At 71.9% G+C, this 17,478-nt stretch carries 10 protein-coding genes; 1 reads left to right on the top strand and 9 read right to left on the bottom strand.

Translation table 11 applies throughout. The features are described from left to right. Positions 1–43 precede the first annotated feature (43 nt). The 7 genes from LG396_RS04810 to LG396_RS04780 all read right to left on the bottom strand — a co-directional run bounded on the left by LG396_RS04810 (position 44) and on the right by LG396_RS04780 (position 11,296). A complete protein-coding gene (locus tag LG396_RS04810; protein ID WP_225793724.1) occupies positions 44–2,242 on the bottom strand; it encodes a tetratricopeptide repeat protein in 2,199 nt (732 codons plus the stop codon). Positions 2,243–2,349: 107 nt separating this feature from the next. Continuing rightward, complete coding sequence (locus LG396_RS04805) at positions 2,350–4,644, bottom strand: family 20 glycosylhydrolase (protein ID WP_225793723.1); 2,295 nt, start codon at positions 4,642–4,644, stop codon at positions 2,350–2,352. 167 nt (positions 4,645–4,811) lie between these two features. Continuing rightward, positions 4,812–5,672, bottom strand: coding sequence for an amidohydrolase family protein (locus LG396_RS04800; protein ID WP_225793722.1), 861 nt, complete (start codon positions 5,670–5,672; stop codon positions 4,812–4,814). Further along, positions 5,669–7,738 (bottom strand): beta-galactosidase, encoded by a 2,070-nt coding sequence (locus tag LG396_RS04795; protein ID WP_225793721.1) that lies wholly within the window; start codon positions 7,736–7,738, stop codon positions 5,669–5,671. Before LG396_RS04795 ends, LG396_RS04800 begins: the two co-directional genes overlap by 4 nt. Before the next feature lie 274 nt (positions 7,739–8,012). Continuing rightward, positions 8,013–9,353, bottom strand: coding sequence for an ABC transporter substrate-binding protein (locus LG396_RS04790; protein WP_225793720.1), 1,341 nt, complete (start codon positions 9,351–9,353; stop codon positions 8,013–8,015). Between the two features lie 65 nt (positions 9,354–9,418). Beyond that, positions 9,419–10,372: a carbohydrate ABC transporter permease gene (locus LG396_RS04785; RefSeq protein WP_225793719.1), complete on the bottom strand. Its 954-nt coding sequence runs from the start codon at positions 10,370–10,372 to the stop codon at positions 9,419–9,421. Between the two features lie 3 nt (positions 10,373–10,375). Continuing rightward, positions 10,376–11,296, bottom strand: coding sequence for a carbohydrate ABC transporter permease (locus LG396_RS04780; protein WP_225793718.1), 921 nt, complete (start codon positions 11,294–11,296; stop codon positions 10,376–10,378). A 330-nt stretch (positions 11,297–11,626) separates the two neighbouring features. Between LG396_RS04780 and LG396_RS04775 the strand changes: the two genes are divergently transcribed. Beyond that, positions 11,627–12,448, top strand: coding sequence for a glycoside hydrolase family 16 protein (locus tag LG396_RS04775; RefSeq protein WP_225793717.1), 822 nt, complete (start codon positions 11,627–11,629; stop codon positions 12,446–12,448). Positions 12,449–12,501: 53 nt separating this feature from the next. On the opposite strand, the gene LG396_RS04770 is transcribed toward LG396_RS04775, so the two are convergent. After that, entirely contained in the window at positions 12,502–15,738 is a 3,237-nt protein-coding gene (locus LG396_RS04770) for a family 78 glycoside hydrolase catalytic domain (RefSeq protein ID WP_225793716.1), read from the bottom strand. A gap of 171 nt (positions 15,739–15,909) precedes the next feature. After that, positions 15,910–17,346, bottom strand: coding sequence for an RICIN domain-containing protein (locus LG396_RS04765; protein ID WP_225793715.1), 1,437 nt, complete (start codon positions 17,344–17,346; stop codon positions 15,910–15,912). Positions 17,347–17,478: the final 132 nt, after the last annotated feature.

The raw sequence follows: 17,478 nt of genomic DNA, 5'->3' as shown, positions 1-17,478 counted from the left end.
GGCCTTCCGGCCGACACGAACGCCCCCGGGCGTCAGGCCGCCGTCAGGCTTCGGCGCGGCCGAGCCGTTCGAGGGCTGCCTGCCGGCCCTCCCTCAGCCAGGGCCTGTCCGGCTGGATCCGCAGGCTCTCGTCGTAGCAGGCCAGTGCCTCTTCCGGGCGTTCCAGCGCAAGCAGGGCCGCCCCCTTCCTGCCCCACGCCGTGGCCCGCCAGGCGTCGTCCTGCTCCGCGGCCGCGACGGCGCTCTCGTAGCAGGCCAGCTCGGCTTCGTCGTGTCCGTGCAGCTCGGCGTGGATCAAGCCCTTGTGCACCAGCAGCTCCGCCGTCTCCCCGCACAGGCGCAGCGCCTTCTCGCAGGAGGCCCTGGCCTGTTCGTAGCGCTCCAGCCGGTAGGCCGCGAGCGTGAGGTTGCACGCGGTGTTCGGGTCGTCCGGCTCCAGCTCTTCGGCCCGCAGGAGGGAGTCGAGGGCCTCCGCGGGGCGCGACAGCAGCAGGAGGGTGTTGCCCCTGTTGGCGAGCGCCAGGGCGGAGCGGGGTTCGACGGCCAGCGCCCGCTCGAAGTCCTCCAGCGCCTCGGCGTGCCGGTACTGCTTGCCGCGCAACAGGGCGCGGATGACCAGGAGGTTCGGGTCGCGCGGCCGGAGGGCGACGGCTCGGGAGGCCGCCTCCTCCGCTTCCTCGAAGCGCTTCAGCTTCCCCAGCACGTCGGCCTTGCTCCCCCACACGTTGCCGATGTCGGGCCGGATCTCCAGGGCGCGGTCGTAGCACTCCAGAGCGTCCTCGTGGCGCTCCCGGGCGTGGAACTGGTTCCCGCGGTTCAGCCAGGCGCTCGGCTCCCGCGGGTTCAGTTCGACGGCGCGGTCGTACGCCGCCAGTGCCTCTTCCCCCCTGCGCAGCCGGCCCAGGGCCATGCCGCGCACCTGCCACAGCTTGGCGTGGACGACGTCGCCGTCCCCGTCCCGCCCGGCCGCCCGCAGTCCGTCCGCCGCCTCCTCCAGGGCTTCGCCGAAGCGGTCCAGGTGGATGAGCCCGACCGCCCTGGACACGTATTCCTCGGCGGTCAGGCGTGCGGTCTCGGGGGGCGCGGGGGCGGGGCGGCCGAGCACGTGCCGGTACGCCGCGTCCAGCAGCTCGCGCACCGCCGCGAAGTCCGGCGGGCGGTTCTCGCGGTCCGGTTCGGTGCAGGCGCGGATGAGCCGGTAGAGCGGGGTGCGCCGGGTGCGCCGGCGGGTGGTGCGCTCGACGTACGCCCTGGCCGACACGCCGGCGGGCGGCAGGACGCCGGTGACCATCTGCAAGAGCACCACGCCGTACGCGTAGACGTCGGCGCGGGTGTCCAGCACGGTGCCGGGGGCGTACTGCTCGGGCGCCATGTAGCGCGGCGTTCCGGCCACCGTCGTGTACAACGCCTGTGCGGCGGCGGGCAGTTCGCCGAGGCCGGGGAGGTCGGCGCCGGCGGAGTCGAAGGCGCGGGCCAGCCCGAAGTCGGTCACGCGCAGCGTGCCGTCGCCCGTGAGCAGGCAGTTCGCCGGTTTGACGTCCCGGTGGACCAGGCCCAGTTGGTCGTGCCCGTGGCTCAGCCCGTCGCACAGGTGCCGGGCGAACCGCAGGGCGTCGGCGGGCGGCAGCGCGCCGGCCGCGAGCCGGCGGGCCAGGTCGCCGCCCTCGGCGTACTCGGTGACCACGCAGGGCAGCCCTTCGATCCACTCCACGTGCTCGGCGGGCGCGACATGGGGGTGCGGGCGCAGCCGTACCCAGGTCAGCGCCTCGCGTTCGAAGCGGGCCCGGTCCTCGTCGCTCCACAGGAGCCGGGTGTCGTAGGTCTTGAGCACCTTGCGCGCGCCGGTGTCGCTGGCGCGTACGACGTAGACCACGCCGAATCCGCCGCGGCGTACGTCCAGCACGGTCCAGTGGCCGATGTGCCGCTGGCTGGCCAGGCGCTGGCCGACCCGGAAGTTCTCCCGCTCCTGCCGGCCGCGGTCCATGCCGTCGAGGCCGGCCGCGGCCGCGGCGCACGACGGGTCGACGGCCAGGGCGCGGGCGTACGCGCGGCGCGCCATCCCGGCGCGGCCGAGTCCCCGTAGCGCGTCGGCGAGTTCGACGTGGGCCGCGGCCCGGTCGGGGCGCAGGTGCACGGCCGCTCCGAGCAGCCGGGCGGCCTCCTCGAACCGGCCCGCGGCGAGCGCGGCCCGCCCCGGCGCGGCGGTGCGCTCGTAGTCGCGTTCGGCGTCGGCCGTGTCCATGGCCCCCAGCTTGCCGCACCGGCCCCGGATCCGCGGGGGCTTGGCCGGGACCGCGCCCCGCCCGCCGCGGCGCGCGCGGGGGGCGGCGGGCGGCGGGCGGCGGGTTCCTAGGGGCGCGCGTAGGTGGCGCAGGCGGCTTCGGGGCGCTCGGTGCGGGCGGCGTCGATCTCGGTGGGGGTGAGTGCCTCGGCGTAGAGGTCGAGGGCGGCCAGGCCCATCAGCGGTTGCGCCGTCCCCATCAGCCGGGCCCGGGGCAGCGGGGCGGTGCTGGATACCCGGCCTGCCGGGGTGCCGTCGAGGTAGAGGCGGACGGTCTGCCCGTCGCTGACGAGCGCGACGTCGGTCCACCGGCCGGGCGGCAGGCCGCGGTCGAAGGACGCGGTCTTCCCGTCGTGGGTCACGGTCACGGCGCCGGTGCCGAGGCTGAGCGCGGTGGTGCCGTCGAGGTCGGTGAGGAAGGGGGTGTCGGCGTCCAGCCGGACGCGCGCGGTCATGGTCCAGGGGCCCGGGAGGCCGGCCGCGCCCATCCAGTATCCGCGTTGGTCCACCTGCCGGATCCATCCCTCCTGCGGGTCCTGGGCGGCGGTGGTGCGCACGGCGAGGGGCGTCATGCCGCTGAGGTCGCACATGTCGCGCAGGCCCCGCCTGCTCGTGGGGGTGTGCGCGTCGTAGGTGCCGGGCGGGAAGGCGGGGTCCATGACGTACTGGTGGATGGGGCGGGCGTTGCCGGTGGGGCGGGGCAACAGCGTGCCGGTGTATCCGGGGGCCTTGCCGACGACGGCGAGCCGGGCGGGCAGGGTGGCGAACTCCTGCGCACTGCGCGGGGTGGTGTTCCACTGCCGGTCGGCCACCACGGCCCGGGGGCGCCAGGTCAGGGACTCCAGCCACTGGCCCTCGGCCCAGCCGAGGTCGTCGCCCCACACGTGCATCCCCCACCCGAGTACGGCGTCGGACGGCGGGGGCTGCCAGCTCCGGGCGATCTCCTCCTCCCGGGGCCGGATGTCGCGCGCGGGTACGGCGTAGAAGTACTTCGAGTCGGCGACGATGACGTCGTATCCGGCCAGGTGGTCGGCGGTGCCGTCGCCGGTCCAGTCCATGACGACGATGTCGCGGTCGAGTTCGACGCGGTCGGTGGAGCCTTCGGACCCGTCGTAGATGATCGAGCGGCGTCCGGCCGCGTCGACCCGGTCGTCGAGGGTGTTGAGGAAGTCGATCGCCGCGTCGGAGACGTTCCCGTACTCCTCGGAGCGCGCCAGGAACTGCTGGAGGGCCGGGCAGTCCGCCATGCCGGGCGGGAGTTCGTCGCCGCCGAGGTGCACCCAGGGCGAGGTGAACCAGGGCAGGAACTCGTCGAGCATGCGCTGGGAGACCCGCAGCGCCTTGTCGTTCATCAGGTTGAAGGTGAAGTCGTCGGTGAGGTGGGAGTAGGAGTAGCCGGTGCAGGTGTTCCCGCGGGTGGCGCCGGTGTCGCGTTCGCCGAAGCCGGGCGGCACTTCGCGCGGCCCGTCCGCCATGCCGACGTGGAAGTAGGCCGACTTGGGCGAGACGTGCGCCGGGAACTCGAAGGCCGGTACGAGGGACACGTTGTTCTCGGCGGCGGTCCGGTCCAGCTTCTCGATGGTGCGCCGGTCGTAGCTGTAGCCGGGTTCGGCGAGGCCGGGCCAGCGCGGGCTGTCGAGCCGGAAGCCCTCGGCGTCGTCGAGGTGCAGCACCAGGAAGTTCTGCTTGAGGTATCCCATCTGCCGGATCACGTCGGTGAGTTCGCGCGGACTCCAGTACTCCCGGGAGACGTCGACGGTGTTCATGCGCAGCTCGGTGTCCGGGTCGTCGACCAGCACGCCGCGCGGCAGCGTACGGCCGTCGGCGCCGGCGCGCAGGAGCTGGATCAGCGTGCGCGTCCCGTAGTAGACGCCTCCCGCGGTGGTGGCGGTGATCCGGACGCCGTCCCCGATCTCCAGCCGGTAGCCGTCGGGTCCGAGGCCGCCCGCCATTCCCCCGTCGAGGCCGACGCGGACGGCGGCTCGCGGGGTGCCGGGGGTGGTGGTGACCGGCATCCGCAGCCCGGTCGCCGTCTCCACGTCACCCGCGGCGTGCCGGGCCACGGCCTCCAACGGGCGGTGGAACACCGCCGGATCGCTCTCCCGGGTCATCCCCGGCACGGCCGTCCACGCACGGGCGGTGCGCCGGTCCACCTCCAGCCGCGCGGTGTCGCGCAGCCGCGTGGTCCCGTGGCCGGGCGCCCAGGAGTCGGGCTTGGGAACCACGGCTTCCAGCGGATCGACGGCCGCCGACGGCACCGACCGGGCGGCGGCCGGCGCGGGGGCCGCGCCGAGGGCCGTACTCAGCAGCAGGACGAGCGCGACGAGTCCGGTGAGCATCCGGGCGTGGTGCAGCTGCGGCATGCCGTCCTCCTGCGCCTGAGAGGTCTAGACCCATGAGCCGAACACACGCTTCCATTTGGTCATGCTCAAGTCAACATGGCGTCGCTCCCGGTGTGTTCCGCCGGCGGCCTTGCCCGCCGGTCACGAGGCGGCGACGACCTGCGTCTCCGGGGTACTCGCCCACGCACTCAGCCGGGCAGTCCGTAGACGCGCGTGGCCGTGCCGGACCAGAAGGCCGTCTGCTCGGAGGGGCTCAGCGCCATGGTGAGTGCCCGGGCGGAGGCGACGACTTCGCCGTAGGTGGCGGCGAGGGTGCACGCGGGCCAGTCGGAGCCGAACATCAGCCGGTCGGGGCCGAAGGCGGCCAGGACGGTGTCGGCGTAGGGGCGCAGGTCGTCGATCTGCCATGCGGCCCGGTCGGCCTCGGTGACCAGGCCGGACAGCTTGCACGTGACGTTGGGCCGCGAGGCGAGTCTGCACACCTCGTCCGCCCAGGGCTCGGTGGCACCCGTGGCGACCGGGGGCTTGCCCAGATGGTCGAGGACGAAGACCAGCTCCGGCAGCTCGCCGGCCGCACGCACGGCGGCCCGCAACTGGTGCGGCAGGACCAGGAGATCGAAGGCCAGACCGGCGGCGGCCACCGCGCGCAGCCCACGCAACACCTGCGGCCGGACGAGCCAGTCCGGATCCTCCTCACTCTGGACCTGGTGACGGATGCCCGCGAGGTACGAGCCACCGGGCAGTTCACGCAGCCGGGCGAGCTGCTCGGCGACGTCGGGGGCGGTCAGATCGGTCCAGCCGACGACGCCACCGACGAGATCCTGCTCCGCCGCCAGCCCCAGCAACTCCGGCGTCTCCCCGGCGGCGGCGACGGTCTGGACGACGACGGTGGCACCCACCCGCTCCGCCCCCGCCAGCACAGCCAGCTCACCGATCCCGAAGTCCCGGCGCAGCGCGGAGAGTTCGGGACCGGTGAGCCACTCCTGATCGCGGACGGACAGGTCCCAGACGTGGTGGTGCGCGTCGATGCGATGGGGAGTGGCGTTCATGCGGGCGTGTCAGCTCCGGGGGCGTGCAGGACCGTTACGCCGCGCGGTGGCAGCGTGCGGCCGTCCGCCGCTCCGTCCCCGCCGCCGAGGTCCCCGGTCAGCACCTCCCCGGTGAGGCCCGCCAGGGGCACCGGCTCGTCGGTGCGGTTGACGAGGAACAGGTAGCGGTCGGTGGCGCTGCGCCGTACGGCCAGCTCGACCCGGCCGCGCGCCGCCTCCGGCAGCTCGCTGCGTACGCTCGCCGGCTCCAGCAGCCGCGGCAGCAGTCCGGCGAGGCCGGCGGGGCCGAGGCGGGTGGAGACGTAGGAGGCCGAGCCGGCCGCTGTGCGGCGGCGGGTGACGGCGGGCAGGCCCGCGAAGTCGCCCGAGCGGTAGTGGGCGAGGACCTCGGCGGCGGGGTCGGTGAGCGTGATGCCGTCGGACCAGAGGGTGCCGGTCAGACCGCCGTCCAGCGCCACACCGGCGCCGGCGAGCAGGGGTGCGAACTCCTCGATGCGGATGCCGAGGAGGTCGCGCAGGGCGCCGGGGTAGCCGCCGAGCCAGACGTGGTCGTTCTCGTCGACGACGCCGGAGAAGTACGTGGTGACGAGGTGGCCGCCGGCCTCCGCGTAGCGGGTGAGCCGCTTGGCGAGGTCCTGCGGGACCACGTGCAGGATCGGTGCGACGACCATGCGGTAGCCGTCGAGGTCGGTGTCCGGGGTGACGACGTCCGCGCGTATGCCGAGGTCCAGCAGCGCGGTGTACCAGTCGAGCGCCTCCTGCCGGTAGCGCAGCAGGGAGGTGGGGTGGGAGTCCAGCTCGCTGGTCCACCAGGAGTCCCAGTCGAAGAGGACGGCGGCCGCGGCCGGCTCGCGCTCGGCGCCGGCGACCGGCGCGAGGGCCGCCAGCGTGCGGCCGAGGCCGGTCACGGCACGGAAGACGGCGGAGTCGGTGCCGGCGTGCGGGACCATCGCCGAGTGGTACTTCTCGGCGCCGGCCGCGGACTGCCGCCACTGGAAGAAGCAGACGGCGTCGGCGCCGTGCGCGACGTGCAGCAGGGAGTCGCGGGCGAGGTCGCCGGTGCGCTTGGCGAGGTTGACGGGCTGCCAGTTGACGGCGCTGGTGGAGTGCTCCATCAGGAACCAGGGCAGGCCCCCCGCAATGCCGCCGGTCAGGTTGGCGGTGAAGGACAGCTCGTCGCGGTCCTGCGGCCCGGGTTCGACGTAGTGGTCGATGGAGACGAAGTCGACCTCGCCGGCCCAGTCGGCGTAGTTCATCCCCCCGGTCCCCTCGGTGACGAGGAAGTTGGACGTGATGGGCACGTCGGGGGTGATGCGGCGCAGCACGTCGCGCTCGGCGCGCAGATGCTCCTTGAGCGCGTCGGAGGAGAACCGCTTGAAGTCGAGTTGCTGGGTGGGGTTCGGGTACGAGGTCGTGAGGCGGGGCGGCAGGATCTGGTCCCACCCGCTGTAGCGCTGCGCCCAGAAGGCGGTGCCCCAGGCGTGGTTGAGTCCGTCGAGGCTGCCGTAGCGGGCGCGCAGCCAGTCGCGGAAGGCCGCGGCGGCGTCGTCGGAGTAGTCGTAGATGTTGTGGCAGCCCAGCTCGTTGCTGATGTGCCAGGCGACGAGGGCGGGGTGGTCCGCGTACCGCTCGGCCATGGCGGTCACGAGTTTCAGCGCGTGCTCACGGAAGACCGGTGAGGTGGGCCGCCAGTGCTGCCGTGCGCCGGGCCAGACGGTCTCGCCGTTCGCGGTGACCGGCAGGATCTCCGGATGGGCCGTGGTGAGCCAGGGCGGCGGGGACGCAGTGGCGGTGGCGAGGTCGACGGCGATGCCGTGGGCGTACAGCAGGTCCATGGCGTCGTCGAGCCAGCCGAAGTCCCAGACGTCCCGGCTCGGCTGGATGCGCGCCCAGGAGAAGATCGCCAGGGAGACGATGTTGACCCCGGCCTCGCGCATCAGCCGGACGTCCTCCTCCCACACCTCCCTGGGCCACTGCTCGGGGTTGTAGTCGGCGCCGTAGCCGAGCCGGGGGCGGCTCGTGCCGTCGGGGGCCGGCAGCAGCCGGGGCATGGTGGAGCGGGTCATGGCTGTCCTTCGGATGCCGGGGCGCGTACGCGCCGGGGTCGGGCGGTGGTGGGCGCCGGCCGCCGCGCGGGACGGCGCGCGGCGGCCGGGCCGGTCACCAGGCCCTGTCTGACAAATGGCGCCGTCCGCCCGCAGGGCGGGTGTCGCGGCGTCTGGTGCGTGCGATCGCAAGGCGGAGGGTCGACCGCATAGTGGGCCTATTCGGTCGAGCCCGACAACGCAGCGAGCGTGCGTGCCAGGCGTCGCGACACAGGCGGGATTTGTCAGACAGGGCCTAGTGGACGGTGAAGCCCTGCTGTGAGCCGTAGTCGGCGGACTTGCGCTGCCAGGACTTCAGCCCGTCGGCGAGGGGGGTGCCGGAGACGTACGCCTTGCCCGCGGTGTCGTTGAAGACGGAGTTGGCGTACACCTGGTACGGCAGGTAGGTCCAGTCGCCCGGGACGTTCGCGGCGGACTCGGCGAAGATCTTGTTGGCCTGCTGGCCGCCGAAGTACTCGAACCGGCTGGCCTGGAACTCCTTCGACTTGAGGTCCGCCGCGGTGGCCGGGAAGGCGCCGCTGTCGATGCGGGTCTGCACGCCGTCGCCGTGGTTCGCGTACTCGGCGAAGGCGTACGCGAGGGCCTGGTTGCCGCCGGCCGCGGGCAGGGCCAGGGAGCTGCCGCCGTTCTCGGCGGTGACCTCCTCGCCCTCGGTCCACTGCGGCATCGGGGCCACGCGCCAGTCCCCCGCCGCGTCCTTGACGCCGGACTCGAAGTTGGCGGGCATCCAGGCGCCGGTCACCAGCGTGGCGATGCTGCCGTCGCCCAGGCCCTGGTACCACTCGTCGCTCCACCCGGCGGTGTCCGCGAGGAGGTCGTCGTCGATGAGCTGCTGCCAGGTGTCGGTGTAGGTCTTCGCGCCCGCGTCGCCGAAGTCGATGGTGACGTCGGTGCCGTCCTTCACCTTGTACGGGCGCGAGCCCGCCTGCCACAGCAGGCTGGTGGCGAACCCGGCGTCGCCGGTGTCGCTGGTGATGTACGCGTCCGGGTCGGCCCCGTGCAGCTTCCGGGCGGCGTCGACGTACTGGTCCCAGGTGGTGGGGACGTCGATGCCGTGCTTGTCGAAGACCTTCTTGTTGTAGAACATCGCCATCGGGCCGGAGTCCATGGGCAACGCGTGGACGGCGTCGCCGCCCTGGGTGACGGCGTTCCACGGGCCGGGCGAGTAGGCGTCGGCGAACTCGCCGGCGCCGAACCCGGAGAGGTCGGTGACCGACTCGTCGAGGGCGAACTGGCCCAGGGCGTAGTACTCGATCTGGGCGACGTCGGGTACGCCCTTGCCCGCGGAGACGGCGTTCTGCAGCGCGGTGTACTGGTCGTTGCCCGTACCCGCGTTGACGAGGTCGACCTCGACGCCCTCGTGCTCCTTCTCGAAGTCCTTCGCGACCTGCTCCAGGGTGGGCTCCCAGGCCCACACCGTGATCTTGCCGCCCTTGTCCAGGGCGGCCTGTACGTCGTCGGCGGAGACCTGCTCCCCGCTGCCGCCGTCGTCGTCGGAGCCGCAGGCGGACGCCCCCAGGGCGAGGGCGCACGCGAGTGCGAGGCCGCGCAGTGCGCGTGCAGTGTTCTTGTGCATGAGGGTGCTTCCACTTCTCGGGAGTGCGGGCGGGCGTACGAGGGTGCCGGCGGGCGGCGGGGCGGCTACTGCTTGACGCTTCCGGCGGCGAGCCCGGACTGCCAGAACCTCTGGAGCAGCAGGAACGCCGCGACGAGCGGGACGATGGTGAGCAGCGATCCGGTGATCACCAGGTGGAAGACGGGCTCCCCGCCGGCCGTGGACGCCTGGTCGTTCCAGCTCTTCAGGCCGAGCGTCAGCGGGTACCAGTCGGGGTCCTTGATCATGATCAGCGGCAGGAAGTAGTTGTTCCAGGTCTGCACCATCGTGAACAGCAGCACGGTCACGGTGCCGGGTGCGAGCAGCGGCAGGCAGACCTGGAAGAAGGTGCGGATCTCGCCGGCCCCGTCGACCCTGGCGGCCTCCATCAGCTCGGCGGGGATGGCCTCGGTCGCGAAGACCCACATCAGGTAGAGGCCGAAGGGCGAGATGAGAGACGGGATGATCACGGCCCAGGGGGTGTTGGTCAGGCCCATCTCGCTGAACATCAGGAACGTGGGGACCGCGAGCGCGGTGCCGGGTACGGCCACCGCGCCGATGACGACGGCGAAGACACCGCGCCTGCCGGGGAAGTCGAACTTGGCCAGCGCGTAGCCGCCGAGGACGGCGAGGAAGGTCGCGCCGCCGGCGCCGAGCACGACGTACAGCAGGGTGTTCAGCAGCCAGCGGGTGAAGACGCCGTCGTCGTAGGTGAAGGTGTCGGCGATGTTGCCGAAGAAGGCGAAGTCGCCGTCGAACCAGAGGCCGAAGGAGCCGGCGAGGCCCGACTGCGTCTTGGTGGCGCTGATGACCAGCCAGGCCAGCGGCACCAGGGTGTAGAGCACGACCAGGGCGGAGAGCGCGGTCAGCAGGACGCTGCGCCGCGGGCGGGCGGGGCTGCCGCCGCGGCGCCGGCGCGGGGTGCGCAGCCGGGGCGGCGGGGCGGGGCGCGAGCGGCGGGCGGGCGCCGGACGGGCGGTGGTGGTGGCGGGGGTGCCCATGCGTCACGCTGCCTTTCGCATGCCGCGGAGCTGGACGACGTAGGCGATGACCATCGTGACCAGGCCCATGACGATGGCGACCGTGGCGGCGTAGTTGTGCTGCTGCCCGGAGAAGGACAGCGCGTAGGTGTAGAGGTTGGGGGTGTACGAGGTGGTGATCGCGTTCGGCGCGAGGCTCTGCAGGATGCTCGGCTCGTTGAAGAGCTGGAAGCTGCCGATGATCGAGAAGATGGTGGCGATGACCAGCGCGCCGCGGATGGCGGGGAGCTTGATGGCGGTGATGACGCGCAACTGGCCGGCGCCGTCGATCTCCGCGGCCTCGTAGAGGGAGTGCGGGATCACGCGCAGCGCGGCGTAGAAGATCAGCATGTTGTAGCCCACGAACTCCCAGGTGACGATGGTGCCGATGGAGGCGAGTACGAGGTCCGGGGAGAGCGGGTCGGGCAGCGAGGTGCCCAGCGCCTCGTTGACGTCGCCCAGCAGGCCGAAGCGGGTGCCGTACATGAAGCCCCACATGAGGGTGGCGACGACGGCGGGCACCGCGTACGGCAGGAAGATCGTGACGCGGAAGAAGCCCTTGCCGTACAGCCGGCCGCTGTCGAGCGCGAGCGCCATGAGCAGGGCGAGGAAGAGCATGACGGGCACCTGCACGGCCAGGAAGAGCGACACCCGTCCGAGGCCGGCCCAGAACTCGGAGTCCCGGAGCGCCTGCTCGTAGTTGTCGAGGCCGACGAACGTCGTGCCGCCGACCAGCCGGTCCTGGAAGAGGCTGAGGTGGACCGAGTAGGCGATGGGGGCGAGGAAGACCAGGGCGAAGACGAGCGTGAACGGGCCGATGAAACCCCAGCCGGTCCACGAGCGCCGCGCTCGGCGTGCCGGGGGTGAAGCAGTGCGTCCCGCGTACACCGATTGCGGCGTGGCCATGGCGGTCCCTTTCTCCGTGGCGCCGGACGGCCGCCACAGCATGATTGTTTACGTAAACATTTCGGGCCCGAAAAAAGAGCCCCGCTTGCAATGTTTACGTAAACAGCGCATGGCAGATGTCTACACTCCGCCATCACGGGCGTCAAGAGTCGTGCAGATCCTTACGAGGCCGGCAGGCCGACGGCGCCCGGATCGGCGGGGCTTGACGGGCATCCGATGAGCGAGCACACTCCTCCCCGCCAAGTGTTTACGTAAACATCACCATGGCACCCCGCACCTCCGCGCCGCGTACGACAAGACCTGTCCGGAACCCGCAAGAGAGGTACCCCCATGCCGCTCGACCGCCGCACGTTCCTGCTCTCCTCCGGCGCCGTGCTCGCCGGCGGCGCCGGCCTGGCCGCCGCCGGCCCTCCCGCCGTGGCCCGACCCGCCGCCCCGCGCGCGTGGGAGACCGTGATCGGCACCGGCACCTTCGCCGACTACGGCGCGCTGGAGTCCGCCTGGAACTACCGCTATCCGTGGGGCTCCGACCACAACGGCACCGCCCGGATGTACGCGAGCCCCTCCGACCACAACCACGCCTACCTGGAGTCCGGCGTCCTCGTACTCAAGGCGTCGCGCATCGGCTGGGACGAGGGCAACAGCAGCTCCGACCCCTACCTGCCGATCCGCTACCACTCCGGGGCGATCCACTCGAAGATGCGGCTGACGGTGACCGACCAGTACCCGCAATGGGAGGTCAAGGGCGAGTTCCAGGCGCCGTCCGCGGGCGGCACCTGGCCCGCGTTCTGGCTGACCGGCGCCGACAGCTGGCCGCCGGAGAGCGACATCCTGGAGTACAAGGGCGACGCCCGCAACTGGTTCAACACCTACGACGGCGGCTGGGAGAACACCGTCGTCCCGGTCTCGGACCCCGGGGCCTGGCACGAGTACCGGGCCTGGATCGCCAAGGTGAACGGCACCGACGTCGACATCCACTACTACCTCGACGGCACCTGGGTCGGGCAGCACCGCGGCTCGAACTTCGCCGGGTCCCCGATGCACCTCATCCTCAACCTGCAGATGGAAGGCTCGTCCGGGTCGTCGGGACCGTCCGGCGACACGTACTACCGCGCCCGCAACGTCTACGTGGGCCGCAGCAACAACGGGTGAGCCCTGCGCGGGAGCCGGCCCTGGCCGCCGGCTCCCGCGCAGCAGCGCGCGCCTCAGTCCCCCTTGCGGCAGATGCCCGTCAGGCGCTCGTCACCGCCCACGCTCGCCGTCCACGAGGTGCTGAGGACGTGGCAGCCGGCGCCCACCCGCACGGTGATGCGGTCGCCGTCGCGTTCGCCCCGGACCGGCCTGCCGTCGACGAACACCACCGCTCCCCCGTGGCCCTCGGGTGCGAGCACCCCGACGGTCCCGGTCGTGTTGCCGGGTACGCGGACGCCGAGATCCTGCCGGCCGCCGGAGCGGTGGAAGGAGACCCCGATCGTGCCCTTGACCGTGGGCAGCGTGACGGAGCCGAACCGCTGGTCGCCGGTCTGGGGCCGGACCCGGAAGGTCGCGTAGCCCGGCGAGGTGGGCTCGATGCCGTACATGTCGCGCGGGATGACGTAGGCGGGAGCCGTCGCCCAGGGGTGCGACCAGGTCATGTTGGGCTTCTGGCCGGGGTCCCAGGCTTCGCCGGTGGCGCCGGCGCCGATGTCGAGCATGTGCAGCCAGCCGTTCGTGCCGGTGGAGGTCAGCAGGTCGAGCGCGTCCTGACCGTGGTCGGCGTCGTACAGGGCCTCCAGCAGGAACCCGGAGCAGTAGACGCTGCACGCCATGCCACGGGAGGCGATGTAGTCCGCTACGGCGCCGCGCCGGCCGGCGTCGGCGGGGACTCCGAAGGCGGCGGGGAAGACGCTCGCGTGCACGGCGCGGTGACCGGTCGGGACGCCGTCCTTGTCCAGCCCGTCGTCGTAGGCGCCCTGCTCCGCGTCGTAGAACCTGGTGTTCAGGGCGTCGCGGATCGTCCGGGCCTTCGCCCGGAAGTCCGCGGCGTCCTGGGCGTGGCCGAGTTCGCGGGCGATGGTCTCCATCTGCCGGTAGTTGCTGTACGCGAGGGCGTTGAGGACGGTGTTCTGGTCGGTGAACCGGTAGCCGTCGCGCTGGCTGTCGGGCCAGTCGACGATGGCGTCGCGCTGGACGATGGTGCCGGTGGCCGGGTCGTAGTCCTCGTCGAGCAGCTTGGGCTTGAGCGTGTCGTAGGCGCGCTCGATCTGGGCGGTGGATCCCGTGCGCTGCCAGGTGTCGTACACGGCGCTGATCACGTACATCGGCCATTCGGTCGGCCAGGTGCGGTTCTCCTCGAAGTAGTCCATGGAGTACTGGCTGAGCGTCGGGTCCTCGGTGAGGTGGAGGTTGGCGAGGAGCTGGATGTAGGCGTCGGCCTCGTAGTTGGTGCGCTCGCGGGTCCAGGAGTCGGTGAAGAAGTTCTGGTTGGCGGTCTCGATGGTGTCCTTGGTGAACTGCCAGACCTTGACGAGGCCGGGGTCGGAGGAGGTCAGCTCCGCCGCGTCCCGGTCGAAGGGGTAGACCATGGCGAGCGCGCCCAGGTTCTCCTTCGTGATCGGGACGGGCGAGTCGACGATGTTCAGGTAGCGGAAGACGCGCATGCCCCAGGTGCCGGCGGTCTGCCGGCCGTCCCGGAGGGTGAGGACGTCCTCGTACGTGTTGCCGGTACGCATCCGGTGGCGGGCGGTGTGCGGAGCCTCCAACTCCTCGCCGAACCGCAGCCGTACCTGCTGTCCCTGCCGGCCGTCGAGGGTGAGCCGGACGCCGCCCATCCAGGTGCGGCCGAAGTCGACGAAGTAGTCCCCGCCGCCGAGGTCGACGATCTCCGCGGGGGCGTGCGTCTGCTCCTCGACCTTCGCGAACGGCGTGGGGGCGAGCTTCCGGAACGGCTCCTTGACCTCGGGTGCGGCCCAGCCGGGGCCGGTGTAGCCCGGCTTGTCGAACCCGTCCGGGAACGCGGCCATGGCGACGTCCTCCTGGGGCGCGTACCAGTAGTTCGTGCCGATGCTGTCCGTCGAGGTCCAGATGTCGTTTCCGGTACGGGCCTGCCAGTCGGCCCCGGTGCCGAGGGTCTGGGTGGTGCCGTCGGTGTAGCGCACGATCACGTGGGCCTGGAAGCGCCGGTCCTCGGAGGCGTAGGCGATCGCGGAGAGCGTGTGCGGGCCGCGTTCGCGGAGCCGGTCCGTGAGGTCGAAGCCGTCGTAGCGGACCTCGTCGCCGGTCGGGCTCGTGGGGCCCAGCCCGACGAACTCCCCGTCCAGGTACATCTTGTACACGTACTGCTTGGCACTGGAGAACGCGGAGCCGGTGGCGAAGACGGTGGCCCAGGCGACCTTCTTCCCCGGCGCGAGCGAGAAGTCGTTCCGGAACAGCGCCCAGTCGTTGGCGAGGTTGGCGTTGAGGCAGTCGACGCCGGTCCCGAGGCTGAGCGCCCCGTCCGCCACGGTCCCGCACGGGAAGCCCGCCGCGGGGTCGTCGAAGTCGTTGCGGTACAGCTCGGCACCGTCGCCGGAGCCGGTCAGGTCGGTGACGCGGACGTCGTCCACGACGCCCGACTCGCTGCCGCCGTTGCGGAAGCCGATGACGCCCTCGGCGTGGGCGGTGTCGGTGCGGCGGTCCACGACGCGGCCGTCGAGGGTGGTGGTGAGGGTGGAGCCGACGGCTTCGATGCCGACCCGGTGCTCGGTGCCGGGCCGCAGTTCGGCACCGAGCGGCACCGGGTCGCCGGCGCTGAAGCGGCCGTTCGTCTGGACGTGCGGCACCAGGGTGTTGGGGTTGGCGGCGCCGGCGGCCCGGAACTGCCACATGTAGCCGTTCTTCGCGTCGGGCGACCGGAAGCGCACGCCGAGCGCGGTACGGGTGACGGTGATCGTCACGTCGACGCGGTAGTCGGTCCACTTCTCACCGGCCGGCGGGCGGGGCCACACGGGCGCGGAACCGCCCCAGTCGGCACCGGGACCGGTGCCGAACGAGGCGGGCCCGGACCACCCGGAGGGCCGGCGGTCCTCGTCCCAGACCTGCACGCGCCACTCGTACCGCTCGCCCGTCCGGAGCGCGGGCCCGGCGTAGCGCACCGCCGACGACTGCGCCGAGTCGACCTTGCCGGTCGCCCACACCGGGCGGTCCGCACCGGCGCGCGTCACCTCGATCTTGTACGCGCCCTGCCTGCGCAGCGCCGACTGCCAGCCGAACTCGACCGGCCCCGCGGCGTCCACGTCCGCGGGGGCCGGCAGCGAGTTCGTCCGCAGCCCGGTCGGCGCCGAGGGCCGCTCGGGAGCGCGGGACGCCCCCTGCCCGTCCGTGGTCCCGGCGGCCGGCGCGGTGAGGGCGGCGACCGAGGCGAGCACCGCGGCCAGGACGGTGGCGGCGCGCCAGGGCCGGGGTCTCCTTCTCCCAAGTCTCATACGTGGCTCCATCGCTGATTGAAACGTTTCAATTCATGGATGTAGCGGAACCGTATGGCGCTTGAAATCACGCGTCAATACGTGCTGACACGATTCATGCCCCGCGAAGCCGGGCCGCCCGGGGGCGTACTCGGTCAGAGACCGACGAGTCGCCCTCCGGAGCCGCCTCGGTCAGGCCGGCGAGCGGGCCCACTTCTGGTTGTCGCCCGCGTTGCAGGTCCACTGTTCGAGGGCCGTGCCGTCGGCCGTCGACTGGTTGACGACGTCGAGGCACTTGCCGCTGTGGCGGGCGACGAGCCGGACGTGGCCGGAGACGTCGGTCTCCTCCGCCTTCCACTGCTGGGAGGACGAGCCGTCGCAGGTGTTCTGCACGGCGAGCGCGCCGTCCGCGGTCGAAGCCCCGGCGACGTCGAGGCATTTGCCGCTGTGCCGGGCCATGATCTGGACGTAGCCGGAATCCAGTTCCTTGAACCAGAAGTGCTGGTTCACGCCGTTGCCGCAGCCCCACTGGATCAGCTGCACGTCGTCCGCCATGTCGAAGTTCGCGACGTCGGCGCACTTTCCGCTGTTGCGCGCGGTCAGCGTCTCCCAGGGACCTGCCATGCCCCTGACGGTGCCCGCCGCGGTGTCGACGGTGAGCTGCGGGGAGTAGTCCATGGTCATGGTGGTGCTGGTGGGGAAGGTCAGCGGCAGCCACACGTACCGGGAGTCGTTGACCATGCCGCCCATGGAGTTGCCCCAGCGGTCTCCCATGTAGAGGTAGTCGGTACCCTCGGTGCCCTGCACCGGCAGGACGTACGCGGTCTGGCTGCGGTACGCCGTGCCGTCGCCGACGTCCTTCAGGTCGCTCCACGTGCCGGTGATGCTGCCGGCGGTGGCGTACTTCTGCTGGTTCGGGGACCAGCCGGTGGCCCCGGAGGTCAGGAGGAAGTAGACGTCGCCGCGCTTGAACATCGCGGGAGCCTCCCGCCACTGACCGGACCACAGTTTCTGGACCTGCTCCTCGACGTTGGTGTAGTTGGGAGTCAGCCGGTAGACGTGCAGGTCGGCGTTCTCGTTGGCGGCGGAGATCATGTAGCCGGTGCCGTCGGTGTCGACGAAGGTGGTGATGTCCCGGGACATGTGGCCCAGGGGCCGGAAGCTGCCGCGCCAGGTGTAGTCGCCGTCCACCGTGGACGAGACGGCGACGGCGGCGCGCGCCTCCCCGTAGTCGGAGCCGTTCTCCTTGTGCATCCACATGACGAACTGCTTGGTGGCGCTGTTGTACACGACCTTGGGGCGCTCGATGTTGGCCCGGTCGAGCTCCGGGTCGGACTGCTCGGTCAGGACGTGGTTGCGGAACTCCCAGTTCTTGAGGTCGGTGGAGCGGTAGGCGGAGACGTAGCGGAAGGTGTTGTCGGTGTTCCGGTTCTCGCCGAACCAGTAGTAGTACCCGTCCACCTTGACCACGCCGCCGCCGTGGGCGTGCACGGGGTCGCCGGCCGGATCGGTGAACTGGGTGGCGTTGTCGATGGTCACCGGTTCGGCGTGAGCGCTGCCGGCACCGGGGATCAGGGATATGACGACGGCGCAGAGGAGTGCCGCCGTCCCGGAGAGTGTGCGTCGCATGGCGCGATACCTCGTGGGGTTGCGTCGGACCAGGGCGCGCTGTCGGGCAGCGCGGCGGACCGCGCCGGGTGTCCGGAGCGGTGAATGGCCTGGTGGGGGGTCGGTCGTGAGGCCGTGGCGAGCGTCATGATC

The organism is Streptomyces aculeolatus (genome assembly GCF_020400605.1).
In the GTDB taxonomy this organism is placed as follows: domain Bacteria; phylum Actinomycetota; class Actinomycetes; order Streptomycetales; family Streptomycetaceae; genus Streptomyces; species Streptomyces aculeolatus.
The sequence above is the reverse complement of the archived record's forward strand: the minus strand, read 5'-3'. Positions and strand labels throughout refer to the sequence as shown.

What these genes read in the sequence shown, in the direction of transcription:
- LG396_RS04765 (WP_225793715.1), bottom strand. Translation starts at nt 17,346, where the DNA reads ATGCGACGCACACTCTCCGGGACGGCGGCACTCCTCTGCGCCGTCGTC.
- LG396_RS04810 (WP_225793724.1), bottom strand. Translation starts at nt 2,242, where the DNA reads ATGGACACGGCCGACGCCGAACGCGACTACGAGCGCACCGCCGCGCCG.
- LG396_RS04770 (WP_225793716.1), bottom strand. Translation starts at nt 15,738, where the DNA reads ATGAGACTTGGGAGAAGGAGACCCCGGCCCTGGCGCGCCGCCACCGTC.
- LG396_RS04790 (WP_225793720.1), bottom strand. Translation starts at nt 9,353, where the DNA reads ATGCACAAGAACACTGCACGCGCACTGCGCGGCCTCGCACTCGCGTGC.
- LG396_RS04805 (WP_225793723.1), bottom strand. Translation starts at nt 4,644, where the DNA reads ATGCCGCAGCTGCACCACGCCCGGATGCTCACCGGACTCGTCGCGCTC.
- LG396_RS04800 (WP_225793722.1), bottom strand. Translation starts at nt 5,672, where the DNA reads ATGAACGCCACTCCCCATCGCATCGACGCGCACCACCACGTCTGGGAC.
- LG396_RS04785 (WP_225793719.1), bottom strand. Translation starts at nt 10,372, where the DNA reads ATGGGCACCCCCGCCACCACCACCGCCCGTCCGGCGCCCGCCCGCCGC.
- LG396_RS04780 (WP_225793718.1), bottom strand. Translation starts at nt 11,296, where the DNA reads ATGGCCACGCCGCAATCGGTGTACGCGGGACGCACTGCTTCACCCCCG.
- LG396_RS04775 (WP_225793717.1), top strand. Translation starts at nt 11,627, where the DNA reads ATGCCGCTCGACCGCCGCACGTTCCTGCTCTCCTCCGGCGCCGTGCTC.
- LG396_RS04795 (WP_225793721.1), bottom strand. Translation starts at nt 7,738, where the DNA reads ATGACCCGCTCCACCATGCCCCGGCTGCTGCCGGCCCCCGACGGCACG.